This window comes from Parapedobacter defluvii, assembly GCF_014642075.1.
Classification (GTDB): Bacteria; Bacteroidota; Bacteroidia; order Sphingobacteriales; family Sphingobacteriaceae; genus Parapedobacter; species Parapedobacter defluvii.
Window position 1 is genome coordinate 1 of the sequence record NZ_BMIK01000023.1, and the last position, 11956, is coordinate 11956.

Annotated in this window: 15 protein-coding genes and 1 pseudogene; 15 read left to right on the forward strand and 1 reads right to left on the reverse strand. The window is 37.7% G+C overall.

Annotation, left to right across the window (positions count from 1 at the left end; translation table 11 throughout):
- Positions 1 to 65: 65 nt before the first annotated feature.
- On the reverse strand, positions 66 to 740 hold the full coding sequence (locus IEX60_RS21370; RefSeq protein WP_188753437.1) for a phytanoyl-CoA dioxygenase family protein: 675 nt from the start codon (positions 738 to 740) through the stop codon (positions 66 to 68).
- 477 nt (positions 741 to 1217) lie between these two features.
- On the opposite strand from IEX60_RS21370, the gene IEX60_RS21375 reads away from it, so the two are divergent.
- The 15 genes and pseudogenes from IEX60_RS21375 to def all read left to right on the forward strand — a co-directional run bounded on the left by IEX60_RS21375 (position 1218) and on the right by def (position 11926).
- Complete coding sequence (locus IEX60_RS21375; protein ID WP_188753438.1) at positions 1218 to 1649, forward strand: DUF6010 family protein; 432 nt, start codon at positions 1218 to 1220, stop codon at positions 1647 to 1649.
- Between the two features lie 170 nt (positions 1650 to 1819).
- Positions 1820 to 2116 carry a hypothetical protein gene (locus tag IEX60_RS24910; RefSeq protein WP_229717699.1) on the forward strand — a complete coding sequence of 99 codons (297 nt, stop codon included), beginning with the start codon at positions 1820 to 1822 and terminating at the stop codon, positions 2114 to 2116.
- Positions 2116 to 2436, forward strand: a complete 321-nt coding sequence (locus IEX60_RS21385) for a DUF3817 domain-containing protein (RefSeq protein WP_308420771.1) — start codon at positions 2116 to 2118, stop codon at positions 2434 to 2436. Before IEX60_RS24910 ends, IEX60_RS21385 begins: the two co-directional genes overlap by 1 nt.
- Positions 2437 to 2697: 261 nt before the next feature.
- Positions 2698 to 3084 (forward strand): annotated as a pseudogene (locus IEX60_RS21390) (GrpB family protein).
- 458 nt (positions 3085 to 3542) lie between these two features.
- A complete protein-coding gene (gene mobC / locus IEX60_RS21400) occupies positions 3543 to 5537 on the forward strand; it encodes a conjugal transfer protein MobC (RefSeq protein ID WP_188753440.1) in 1995 nt (664 codons plus the stop codon).
- Between the two features lie 130 nt (positions 5538 to 5667).
- Positions 5668 to 6186: an HD domain-containing protein gene (locus IEX60_RS21405; protein WP_133713473.1), complete on the forward strand. Its 519-nt coding sequence runs from the start codon at positions 5668 to 5670 to the stop codon at positions 6184 to 6186.
- 17 nt (positions 6187 to 6203) lie between these two features.
- On the forward strand, positions 6204 to 7109 hold the full coding sequence (locus IEX60_RS21410; protein ID WP_188753441.1) for a DUF6268 family outer membrane beta-barrel protein: 906 nt from the start codon (positions 6204 to 6206) through the stop codon (positions 7107 to 7109).
- A 40-nt stretch (positions 7110 to 7149) separates the two neighbouring features.
- Positions 7150 to 7431 (forward strand): hypothetical protein, encoded by a 282-nt coding sequence (locus tag IEX60_RS21415; protein ID WP_188753528.1) that lies wholly within the window; start codon positions 7150 to 7152, stop codon positions 7429 to 7431.
- Complete coding sequence (locus IEX60_RS25215; RefSeq protein WP_188753442.1) at positions 7406 to 7630, forward strand: GNAT family N-acetyltransferase; 225 nt, start codon at positions 7406 to 7408, stop codon at positions 7628 to 7630. Before IEX60_RS21415 ends, IEX60_RS25215 begins: the two co-directional genes overlap by 26 nt.
- A gap of 110 nt (positions 7631 to 7740) precedes the next feature.
- Positions 7741 to 8274, forward strand: coding sequence for a P-loop nucleotide/nucleoside kinase family protein (locus tag IEX60_RS21425; protein ID WP_229717700.1), 534 nt, complete (start codon positions 7741 to 7743; stop codon positions 8272 to 8274).
- A gap of 59 nt (positions 8275 to 8333) precedes the next feature.
- A complete protein-coding gene (locus tag IEX60_RS21430) occupies positions 8334 to 9125 on the forward strand; it encodes a helix-turn-helix transcriptional regulator (RefSeq protein WP_188753444.1) in 792 nt (263 codons plus the stop codon).
- Positions 9126 to 9198: 73 nt separating this feature from the next.
- Complete coding sequence (locus tag IEX60_RS21435; RefSeq protein WP_188753445.1) at positions 9199 to 9582, forward strand: VOC family protein; 384 nt, start codon at positions 9199 to 9201, stop codon at positions 9580 to 9582.
- Between the two features lie 42 nt (positions 9583 to 9624).
- Positions 9625 to 10476: a class I SAM-dependent methyltransferase gene (locus IEX60_RS21440; protein ID WP_188753446.1), complete on the forward strand. Its 852-nt coding sequence runs from the start codon at positions 9625 to 9627 to the stop codon at positions 10474 to 10476.
- Positions 10477 to 10664: 188 nt separating this feature from the next.
- Positions 10665 to 11231, forward strand: a complete 567-nt coding sequence (locus tag IEX60_RS21445) for a Crp/Fnr family transcriptional regulator (RefSeq protein ID WP_188753447.1) — start codon at positions 10665 to 10667, stop codon at positions 11229 to 11231.
- Between the two features lie 110 nt (positions 11232 to 11341).
- Positions 11342 to 11926: a peptide deformylase gene (gene def / locus IEX60_RS21450; RefSeq protein ID WP_188753448.1), complete on the forward strand. Its 585-nt coding sequence runs from the start codon at positions 11342 to 11344 to the stop codon at positions 11924 to 11926.
- The last annotated feature ends 30 nt before the right edge of the window (positions 11927 to 11956 follow it).

Below are 11956 nucleotides of genomic sequence, written 5' to 3' on the forward strand. Positions count from 1 at the left end.
CGTTTCTCTGATCTCCATAATTACTATGTCTAAAATTAATACTTATTTACTAATCTTGACACAGTTCATTTTACACTCTCCCTGTGGGATTGAGCTGAATGAACCAAAAACGGATGACATAGGTAAACTGTACCTGCCTTACCAGTTGCAAATATTTCTCCCCTTTTTGGCAACTCGTCCAACTTGCTTGCAAGTTCCATAAATGAAAGACCTGGATCTCCCTCTTTGGATAATAAGCTTGCAACATCAATGTGAGAACTTTCATAAATGACTGTTGGGGCATCGTTTTCGCTGACATCCGAATACAAAATCAACATCAACAATGCTCGTCCTCTCGATTTGACATTGGCACGCCATTCGAAATAATTATTGGGGTCTTTTCCCGGGAAGCTCGTATCTACGTGTTTACCGGTATCATTAGGCTGTTTAGCAGATGGAAATCTAACAGGAAATGTTCCTACGCTCCGACAAGGAATCCATTTGTCCTTGCCAACTAACTGATTGAAAGCATTGTGCAGCTTAGGAGTGTTTACTGAATTGACAAAAGGTTCATTCGTGTACATTCCCAAACGAATTACAGGCTCAGTCCAGGTTGAAGGATTTGACCTGTCACAAGGAAGGTCGTTCCATAGAATTTCTAAAGCAGCATCCGCTATTTCCTTGGAAAATGAATTATCAAGACGAACAAACCCGCTATGAATAAAATGCTCTATTTCCTTTATACCTAGTATATCTGACATAATTTTTTTGTTAAAAAAACCAACCACGGCAATAAATAGCGTCGACCAGTGGACTTGGTTTTAAGATTATAATAAAATGAATGAATAATAGAAAAGTACGCTTTGTATATATAAAGCGCATTGCTTAAAGAACTAAGCTTAAAAAGGGATATTATAGCATTACGGTCATTCTCATAGCCACAAAATTAAACAATATCTCTAAACCGACAAAGCGAAAAAGGACTGCATATAACCTACTAAGATTTAAACGCCAGATAACGAAGCATGACTGAAGCTTCAATCTTTGTTGACAAGTGTGCAGCGGGTGTTTTGCGCCTTACCTATAGAGTTTCGATCACTTCTGATATAAAAAAACACATCCATCTCATTAAAAGCAATTTACAATTTACCCAAATGGCTAAAATATTTTTTACCTAAAAACATACTAATTAGTATGTTTTTTGTTTAACTTTGCAAGCAGACAAAAAATAGAAAAATATGCATACGCACATCATTCCTGAATTTACAATCACCAATGCATTGGCTGCTGTGCTGATTGGTTTCTTATTTATCATCATCATGTCGTTTGTGAGGGAGCCATCTCGACAAAAAATCAACACCGTCATCATTGCCGGTGCAGGCGGTGTTTACTGGAGCGGCGGATTGGGCGTCTGGGAATATGTTTTTGGTGCTGTTATGTTGTTTGTGGCTTTCAAAGCCCTCAAGCATTATTATTTCATCGGTATCGGTTGGCTGTTGCACACGGGCTGGGACGTAATGCATCATCTATACGGTGAACCCATCATTCACTTTGCACCACTTTCGTCTGCCGGATGTGCCGTTTGTGATGCGGTGCTGGCAATCTGGTTTTTCTTCGGGGCTCCTACGATTTGGAATGTAATCAGAAAACAAAGCACCGTTACAACGTAATTATGTATTCCACTTTATTAGTTCTCCATTCTTTGATTCGTTGGCTTGTTTTAGCTTTTTTACTGTATGCCATTTACAGGGCATTTGTCGGTTTGGTCAACGACAGGACTTTTTCAAAATCGGACAACGCGTTCCGACACTGGACGGCTACGGTTGCACATATTCAACTAATGATCGGCATCATCCTATATACGCAGAGTCCGCTGGTCAAATATTTTTGGAAAGAAAAGGAAAGTAGTTTTCAAAACGTAGAGCTGACTTTCTACGGTTTAATTCATATTATTTTAATGCTAACTGCTATTGTGGTGATAACAATCGGCTCGGCAAAGGCAAAGCGACAGCAAACGGACAAGAAGAAATTTAAAACAATGTTCGTTTGGTTTACCATTGGATTAATCCTCATTTTCGTAGCCATTCCCTGGCCGTTTTCACCCTTATCAGGCAGACCTTATTTCAGAATATTTTAATGATGAAGAAACTTTTCACCACCTCTATCGGGCGTTTACGACTCCTGGCTATCTTAGAAGGCATATCATTACTTGTCTTGGTTTTTATTGCCGTACCCCTGAAGCATTTTTGGGATGTTCCCGGCTTGTCCAAGTCGCTTGGCCCCATTCACGGTGCACTTTTCCTGCTGTTTGTGTTTAATGCGTTGCGTGTAGGCGTAGAACAACAATGGAAATTCAAAGAAACCACCTGGAAGGTTCTTATTGCGTGTTTTATTCCGTTCGGTACGTTTTATATTGACTATAAAATTCTTCGAAACATACCGACAGACGAAGATTAACCGACTGAAAAAAGGGCAGCAGATAATATCGATTTTGCAAAAGGTCGGGTTAAGTGCTAAATTTAACGACAGTAATTCTATTACCGCATAAGCCATTTTCATTTCCTTTTTCTAATTCAGCAAATAGAACATGGCTTATGTAACGTTTGGGAATAACTGAAACTTCGTGTTTCTATTCACGTTCCTTTGCAAAGCCCAAAACCGATATGACGAAATTTGTCCGACGTTGACTAAAATGTAAAAATATTGAAAGTAGAAGTTATGGATAATAAAATAGAAATTATTCCTTACGATAAAAACTGGGAAAGTGAGTTTCTTACTGTGCATAAAGAGATATTGAAAGTTTTAAATGACTCCTCAATACGAATTGAACATAACGGTTCAACTTCTGTTCCCCGACTTTCAGCTAAACTGATTATAGACATCCAAATATCTGTAACTAACTTTGATAAATTAAAATCCTACGTCCAAAACCTAAAAAAGATAGGATACACCTATATTCCACATCAAGACGATGTTTTTTCTGCTTTTCTGCATAAGCCGAAAGAATAACCTCATAAATACCACATTCACATTGTAGAACAAGGAGGGGAAGAGGAAAAGAAAACATTGGCATTTAGAGATTATCTACGGGAACACTCAAAATAGCGAAAGAATATGAAGATTTGAAGAAATGCATTGCGGCGAAAATTCAGGGAACCGATTTTCAATCTCAGGAAGCATATGCAAAGGCGAAAACAGAGTTTGTAACTCGAATAACTACTTTAGCATTAAAGGAAGGTTATCCACGTGTAGAAATCCGACAAATAACTCAACAGAGGTCTTAGCATCCTGTCGTTCCAACGTTCAGGCGTGGAAGTTCGCAATGAATTTCCGAACGAACGTCAATCCATAACGGTTATGGGCAAGTAAACTGTCATAACGGCGCCCGTCTAAAAAGGGAAAGCACTGCTCAGAAAAGAATAAATCAAAGACCAGGATTAACATCTTGGTCTTTGTGGTTTTAAAATACTGTCAAACAAAGCCACCAAAAGCCATCGGACACCGCTTTAGATAAGCCCTTTTAAATAGCCTCTAAATTTCCTGCATCACTAAAAATTTTTGTTATGCAGGGAGAAGATGATTTGAGAGGATTAGCCAAAATCATGGCTTTTATGCGTGCTGTAAGTATTCTTTTGGTACTGATGCACTTTTATTGGTTCTGTTACGGGTTCTTTGCCGAACGTGGATGGGCACTGGAAATTATCGGTAAGATACTGACCAATTTCAACCGTACCGCAGGGCTGTTTACCCACACCCTTTACACCAAGATTTTTGCATTGTTGTTGTTGGCGTTAAGCTGTCTCGGCACTAAGGGTGTAAAGAATGAAAAGATAACATGGTCTAAGATTTACACCGCCTTAGTTATCGGCTTTGTGCTGTTCTTTCTGAACACACCGTTGTTAAAACTGTCGGCAGAGGTTGCCACATTCCTTTACATACTTACAACAAGTCTGGGATATATAGCCTTGCTCATGGCAGGGGTATGGATGAGCCGACTACTCCGCAACAATCTGATGGACGATGTTTTCAATAATGAAAACGAGAGCTTCCAACAGGAAACCCGTCTGATAGAAAATGAATACTCGGTCAATCTTCCGACAAAGTTTTTTTACAAAGGCAAGTGGAACAATGGATGGATTAATATCGTAAACCCTTTTCGGGCTTCGATTGTACTTGGTACTCCCGGCTCCGGAAAATCCTACGCCATCGTAAACAACTACATCAAGCAACATATCGAAAAGGGGTTTGCGATGTATATCTACGATTTCAAGTTTGACGACCTGTCCACCATTGCCTACAACCATTTGCTGAAACACTCCGAGAAGTATAAGGTTAAGCCCAAGTTTTATGTTATCAATTTTGACGACCCACGCCGTAGCCACCGATGCAATCCCCTAAGCCCTGCCTTTATGACGGATATTTCCGATGCTTACGAAGCCTCTTACACCATCATGTTAAACCTCAACAGGTCGTGGATTTTGAAGCAAGGGGATTTTTTCGTGGAAAGCCCAATTATATTGCTTGCTTCCATCATTTGGTTTCTGAAAATCTATGAAGACGGAAAGTATTGTACGTTTCCCCATGCTATTGAATTGCTGAATAAAAAATATGCAGATGTTTTTACGATACTTACCTCATATCCCGAACTTGAAAACTATCTTTCAGCTTTCATGGATGCGTGGCAAGGCGGAGCGCAAGACCAGTTGCAGGGGCAGATAGCATCGGCAAAAATTCCGTTGTCACGGATGATTTCGCCACAGCTTTATTGGGTCATGACGGGGGATGATTTTTCACTGGACATCAATAACCCGCAGGAGCCTAAAATCTTGTGCGTTGGCAATAACCCCGACAGGCAAAATATTTACTCCGCAGCTTTGGGCTTATACAATTCAAGGATTGTAAAACTGATTAATAAAAAGGGACAGCTTAAAAGTTCCGTTATCATTGATGAGTTGCCCACGATTTATTTCAGGGGATTGGATAACCTGATTGCAACAGCCCGTAGTAATAAGGTAGCTGTCTGTTTGGGCTTTCAGGATTTTTCGCAACTGACAAGGGATTACGGCGATAAAGAGAGTAAAGTAATACAGAATACCGTTGGTAATATATTTTCCGGTCAGGTGGTTGGCGAAACAGCAAAAAGTCTTTCGGAACGCTTTGGAAAAGTATTGCAGAAAAGACAGAGCATGACCATCAACCGAAATGATAAATCCACCTCCATATCTACCCAACTGGATAGCCTGATACCTGCATCCAAAATCTCAACGCTCACACAGGGTATGTTTGTCGGTGCGGTTTCCGACAACTTCGATGAACGCATCGAGCAGAAAATATTCCACGCTGAAATTGTAGTAGATAATGATAAGGTTGCTGCCGAAACCAAAGCCTACAAAAAAATACCGCAGATATTATCCTTTACCGATGAAAACGGAGCGGATAATATGAAACAGGAAATAGAAGCCAATTACAAACAGGTAAAGCAAGATGTTATGACCGTTGTTGAAAGCGAAATGGAGCGTATTAAGAATGACCCGGATTTGCAACACTTGGTGCAGTAGAAGCATTTGTTAAACACAGATTGTTCTGACACGTAAACCAAAAGTTTTTTCAACCACTAAAGAGATTACTTAACATAGGTTCATTGCCTGATTTTTCTATTCTTGAGACCTTAGCAGAAAATAATGTGATATGAAATATAAGGACATAGGAGAATCAGAGAAATTAGACCAAGTAATCAAAGAGATGAAAAATATTTTCAGAACTGTACCATATGGCGTCGATCACACAATGAAGGTGTTAGAAAATACACGGACGATTATTGAAAGAGAAAATGTAGACAGTCAGACTGGTTGTATTATAGAGTTAAGTGCTGTTTTACACGACATAGGTTCTGTGGAAGCATTACGCAAATATGGATCAATGGAGGGACATCTCCAAGAGCAGGAAGGAGTACCAATTGCAAGAAATATATTAAGTGAACATAATTATGAACCATTCGTAATTGAAAGAGTATGTTATATAGTTGGAAACCATCACACGCCTGAAAAAATAGATGGAAAAGATTTTCAGATTCTTTGGGAGGCAGACCTTATTGAAAACATGCAAGTTATGGATTGCACTAAGGACACAGAAACCTTAAGACAATTTGTTTCAAAAAAAATCAAAACACAAGCGGGTAAGGCGCTTGCTTTATGTAAATACAGTTAATCGGGGGAAATTTGGTAATGAAATTTATTATTTTATTTTTCCTGACATTCACGTGTTATGATATAGTTGCTCAAATACAGATACAAGTCAAAGCAGAGTATTTAGGAGAATCAAGCTATAGGAAGACCGACGGTAAAACCTATCAAAAAGTGGGAGATGCAAAAGGTTCCGCTGTAATTTATCAAGCGGATGTACACATTCCTCTGTCGGTGAAGCTAAATGAAAAGAATCGTCCTACAATATGGTCGATAAGCGGAAGATTTGCACAGGCGCGATTAAACAATCGTAATTTTGACGAACCTATAGTAACGGATAGAATTATGAATGTTGGCTTGAATCTAAATCATTTACGTCCTTTGAACCATAAATGGTCAATTATGGCAAGTATAGGTGGAGGCACATACATGCCGAGTACGGAGTTTTCCCAAATAAGATTCAAAAACACACTTGGTAGTATCGGAACAGTATTCATATATCATTTAAGGTCAAACTTGGACTTAGGGGTAGGAGCTGCTATCAATAACTCCTTTGGATATCCGATGTTATTTCCAGCACTTTATCTCAATTGGAAAATGGAAAGGAAATATAATGTTGAAATCAATGTTTTGGACGGCTTGGAAATGTGTTTCCGATATGACCTGAACAACATCTTCCGATTAAATGTAATCGGGGAGATGAATGGACAAACAGCTCTTTTAGAACAAGATGGAAAAGATAAGATTTTCTCGCATGCTTATATAATAGGAGGCGTTCGTCCAGAGATAAAAATTGGCGACAACATATTCTTAAATGTCACGGCCGGAATTAACGCTTGGAGACCATCGCAAATGACTGAAAGAACGATAAAAAGTATATTCAAAAAACAACAGTACTACTTTAAGGCTTCGCCCTACGTTGCTACGCAGTTAAAAATAGTGTTATGAATAATATAGGCTGATAACAAGCTAAAAAATTAAACAAAAAATGAAGTCTAAAATTAAGATTAGTAAACTTTACCCAAACGACAAAACTTCGATAGACAAAATTGCAGATTGGTACTTTAGCGAATGGAATACACCGATAAAAAAGACCATTAAAAGATTATCAAATCAACCCAGTTACGATACAATTTTTCAAGCAATATTGACTATTGATGGAGAATTAGTCGCAACAGGTAGACTTTGTAACAATGTCAATATCTACAATAAACTTCCTGAATTGAAACAATTTAAACCATGGATTGCGTTGCTTTTATACTCAGCCTGAATACCGGAACAAAGGATTAGGACGGAAATTATTAGAATTCATTGAACGGAACGCAAAGGCAAATAAAATCAATAAGATTTATCTTTATACATTTACAGCCGAGTCCTTTTACAAAAGTAATGGCTGGAAAGAAATAAAAAAAGTTGATTATAAAAGCCATAAGACTGTTGTAATGGAAAAAAGTATAATCGAAACGTAGAAAAGCCAGTTGCCCATAACGTGGAAGTGTAATAGCCGCCGATAACAATTGATAATGTAAAACTTGTTATGGGTTTAACGAGAATTTTACTAAAAAAAGACCCTTATAATATGATATATACAGAAAATGAAGTGTTCGACATAATTCTAAACGGTGAGCATACACCAAAAGTCGTTCTCATGTGTGGACTGTCAGGATCCGGAAAAACCACATTCGCAAAACAGTTAGAATGTTATGGTTTTCATAGGCTATCGGTCGATGAAGAAATATGGAATAACTATGGTCAGTTCGGAATAGATTATGCTGAAGAAGAATATGATAAGCTATCAGCTTTAGCAGAAAAGGCACTGTTTATTCAGTTTTTGGAACTTCTAAAATCAAAACGGAATATAGTAGTAGACTTTAGCTTCTGGCAAAAAGAGAAGCGTAACGAGTTTAAGCGGATAGTGGAAACAAACCACGGAAAGTGGTTTCTTGTTTATATGAACCCTCCTATTTCAGCAATAAAAAACAGACTGAAAATAAGAAATAAAACTTTTGAGGCCAATGCCGCTTTTCCGATTACAGATTCCATCCTAAACAAATATATAGACAGCTTTCAAATTCCCGAACAAGAGAATCAATTGGAAATTGTATCTATATAAACACAGAGCGGTTGAGATGATTGTACTTAAATTTGCTAAATTTGTTAGAAAAAATCAGGATGGATATCAAAATAATACAGCCTGTACCACCTCTACGAAAACATATTCGTTTTTTCTTTATAATGGAAAATACGAGCACTGCTTTTATTGGAAAATTCAAAATAATTCCCGAGGGCGTACCGGGTATGATTTTTCAGGAAAATCCCACGGTCTTTTACGATAAAGACAAGCAAACATTACCCCAATCTTTCTTATTTGGGCAAGCTACTCAGTACTCACAGCTTACGGCAACCGGTAGTTTTCGAAATATTGGCGTCAGTTTCCAACCCGCAGCTTTAAGACCTGTTTTCAGAATCGAAGCAATTGAATTAACGCAACGACACATTGACATCAATGATTTAGTTAAAACCACTATAAATGACCAACTTCTAAATACGCAAACATTAGAACAAAAAGTAGCGGTTTTAGAACATTTTTTCTTACAACAAACAACAGACTGTCAAAGTGAAAATGATAAAGTAAGATTTGCGTTAAACCAGTTTCAAAAAGGTCAGGAATTAAAACAGGTGCAAGCCGATTTGAGAATATCAGAACGCTCGTTAGAACGTCTGTTTAAATCATATATAGGCATTTCCCCAAAGTTGTATTCAAGAATCTGTCGCTTTCAGTCAGCTTTAAAAACGCTAAGAACGGCTAACTTTAATGCTCTTACGGAAATAGCCTATTTAGAGAATTATTTTGACCAATCTCATTTTATCAGAGATTTTAAATATTTTACAGGCACGACTCCAAAGTCATTTCTTCTTAATGCAAACGAACAATTGCCCAATTTTCCGGAATTGAAGTTTTAGTACTGTCGGTTTTATCCAATTTTCAAAAAACGGGGGACTTTAACTTTGTTGAATTAATCAAAAACAGTTTAAAATGAAAAGAGTAATTGATTGGTTTGAAATTTATACATCCGATTTTGACAGGGCAAAGAAATTTTACACAACAGTATTTGACTGCGGATTTAATGAAACGACAATGAACAATGAAAGACACAGCCAAATGAGATATGCCATTTTTGAAAGCAGTGAAAACAAGCAAGAGATTGGCGGTGCGCTTGTTAGAATGGATGAAGCAAAACCCGGTATTGGCGGTGTTTTAATTTATTTTGCAACCGAAGAAATCAATACGGTATTAAACCGTGTTGAAGCTGCAGGTGGAAAAATTATTCGTCGAAAGTTGAACGTGGGGGATTTTGGTTCTATTGCTTTAATAGAAGATACAGAGGGGAATATGATTGGATTACATGCTAAAAAATAGCTTCATTATAATTGCACTTGATATCAATAATAAAATAAGGAAATGGGAAGAGATAAAGTCATAAAGCCGGATAATACCGCAGTAAGAACCGCATTATGGAGAGCGTTACACGTTCAGACAGATGCAAAACCTCATATACTTGAAGATGAAATAGGATTCAAGTTAATTGCACCTGATGATGATTGGCAGGAACGGCCTGACATGAAATATACCAAGCGGTTGCGGGCTTCTATCGTAGCCCGTTCACGTTTTATTGAAGATATAGCTAAAGGGCAAATTGAAAAAGGAGTAAAACAATACGTTTTGCTTGGTGCAGGATTGGATAGTTTTGCCCAACGGAACACGGCCATAAGTTCCTATGTTGATATTTATGAAATTGACCAACCCGACACATTAACGTGGAAAGAAGAAAAGCTGATTGAAAACGGCTATAAAATCCCCGGCAATCTCCACTTTGTACCTGTCGATTTTGAAATCTCATCTTGGTGGGACGAGCTATTAAATAAAGGTTTTAATGTTGAACAAAGGGCTTTTGTATCTTGTATCGGTGTTACGCTTTATCTTACCAAAGAAGCGATTACCGACACACTGAAAAAAATGACTTTGCTTGCACCTGGTTCTACTATTGCAATGGCCTTTTATCTGCCATTGGAATTACTTGATGAAGAAGACAAGCCATTAATGGAAATGTCGATAAAAGGAGCGGCAGCTTCAGGTACTCCTTTTGTAAGTTTTTTTTCGGTTGAAGAAATTATAAAACTCGCTGAAAAAGTAGGTTTAAAAGAAATACAGACAATCTCCACAAAAGATATGACGGAAAAATACTTTAAGAACAGAACCGACAACCTTCTACCAGCAAGCGGAGAATTTTTTTTAGTGGCAAAGACCTTATAAAACATGAAAAAGAATAGTTCCTTGCAACCAATATGTAGTGATATAAAATGGCTGAAAGTAATGTTTTTGCTGGTGTTTTACCGTAGGTTAACATAGTTATGAGATATCCGCACAAAAACCGGTTTATTATAAAAATGCTAAATTTGTATTTCCTTTCTTTAAAGACAGACTAAAAAGAGAATATTTTTATGGGGCACATCAGAGAATACTACGAGCGGATACTAAAATTACAGGAAACAGAATGGGAATTTATAGCTTCCCACTTTGACAGGAGGGTTTTTGCCAAAAACGAAACCATCACACGACAGGGCGAAACAGAAAAGTACCTTTCCTTTGTAGAAACAGGCATCGTTCGATTTTATATTCCAGATGATGAAAACGAACTGACTTTTAATTTCTGTTTTGATAAAGAATTTACCTGTGCTTACAATTCATTCCTGACCCAGACACCATCTGAATACGAATTGCAGGCATTGACGGAAACCGTGGTTTGGCAAATATCTTATGATGATTTGCAAAAAGTATATGCAGAGACCAAAGCAGGAAACTATTTAGGGCGTTTTGTGTCGGAGAAACTGTTTTTGCAAAAAGGCAAAAGAGAATTGTCGCTTTTAAAACATACAGCAAAAGAACGGTATCTAAACCTGTTCAATGAGCAACCTGATATTTTAAAATTCATTCCGTTAAAATACGTTGCTTCCTATATCGGGATAACACCACAGGCTTTGAGCCGGATACGCAGACAAATTGCATAGCAATCACAAACATCGTTGAAAATCAACGGAATCCATGCGCAAATACTTAACATAGGTTCATTGCCTACCATGTTTATTCTTTGGAAATTTGTTGAAAAATCCAAAGAATAATGAAACGAGCCATCTTAGCATACGGACACCATATCTTAAAACAGAAATGCAACGACATCGAAAAGGATTATCCTGAATTGGATAAATTAATTGCCGATATGTGGGAAACGATGGAAAATGCCAATGGTTGCGGATTGGCATCACCACAGATAGGACTTCCGGTTAGATTGTTTATCGTGGACAGTAAATCAACTTTTGATAATCTCGGAGAAGAAGAGAGAAAGTTTTATTTCCCCCAAGATGATAAAGGCATAATGGAAACTTTCATCAATGCCAAAATCATCCAACGGTCTGAAGAACTTTGGGAAGACGAAGAGGGCTGTTTAAGTATTCCAAATTTATTCTACAAAGTAAAGCGGAATTGGGCGATAACGATTGAATATTATAATCGGAATTTTGAAAAGCAAATCCGTACATTCAGTGGAACGACCGCGCGAATGATACAGCACGAATACGACCATACCGAGGGAGTTCTCTATCTCGATTATCTCAAGCCTTTGACAAAAAGGCTGATGGCTTCCAAACTTCAAAAAATCCTAAAAGGTCAAATTGTACCGACCTATCCCATGAACTTTATACGATAGAAAAAGCAGCCATCTTAAACATACTTACTT

Bases quoted from the DNA above. Each gene is read 5' to 3' on its own strand.
- IEX60_RS21445 (WP_188753447.1), top strand. From the start codon at position 10,665: ATGGGGCACATCAGAGAATACTACGAGCGGATACTAAAATTACAGGAA.
- def (WP_188753448.1), top strand. From the start codon at position 11,342: ATGAAACGAGCCATCTTAGCATACGGACACCATATCTTAAAACAGAAA.
- IEX60_RS21370 (WP_188753437.1), bottom strand. From the start codon at position 740: ATGTCAGATATACTAGGTATAAAGGAAATAGAGCATTTTATTCATAGC.
- IEX60_RS21410 (WP_188753441.1), top strand. From the start codon at position 6,204: ATGAAATTTATTATTTTATTTTTCCTGACATTCACGTGTTATGATATA.
- IEX60_RS21385 (WP_308420771.1), top strand. From the start codon at position 2,116: ATGATGAAGAAACTTTTCACCACCTCTATCGGGCGTTTACGACTCCTG.
- IEX60_RS21435 (WP_188753445.1), top strand. From the start codon at position 9,199: ATGAAAAGAGTAATTGATTGGTTTGAAATTTATACATCCGATTTTGAC.
- mobC (WP_188753440.1), top strand. From the start codon at position 3,543: ATGCAGGGAGAAGATGATTTGAGAGGATTAGCCAAAATCATGGCTTTT.
- IEX60_RS24910 (WP_229717699.1), top strand. From the start codon at position 1,820: ATGATCGGCATCATCCTATATACGCAGAGTCCGCTGGTCAAATATTTT.
- IEX60_RS21375 (WP_188753438.1), top strand. From the start codon at position 1,218: ATGCATACGCACATCATTCCTGAATTTACAATCACCAATGCATTGGCT.
- IEX60_RS21415 (WP_188753528.1), top strand. From the start codon at position 7,150: ATGAAGTCTAAAATTAAGATTAGTAAACTTTACCCAAACGACAAAACT.
- IEX60_RS21425 (WP_229717700.1), top strand. From the start codon at position 7,741: ATGATATATACAGAAAATGAAGTGTTCGACATAATTCTAAACGGTGAG.
- IEX60_RS21405 (WP_133713473.1), top strand. From the start codon at position 5,668: ATGAAATATAAGGACATAGGAGAATCAGAGAAATTAGACCAAGTAATC.
- IEX60_RS21440 (WP_188753446.1), top strand. From the start codon at position 9,625: ATGGGAAGAGATAAAGTCATAAAGCCGGATAATACCGCAGTAAGAACC.
- IEX60_RS21430 (WP_188753444.1), top strand. From the start codon at position 8,334: ATGGATATCAAAATAATACAGCCTGTACCACCTCTACGAAAACATATT.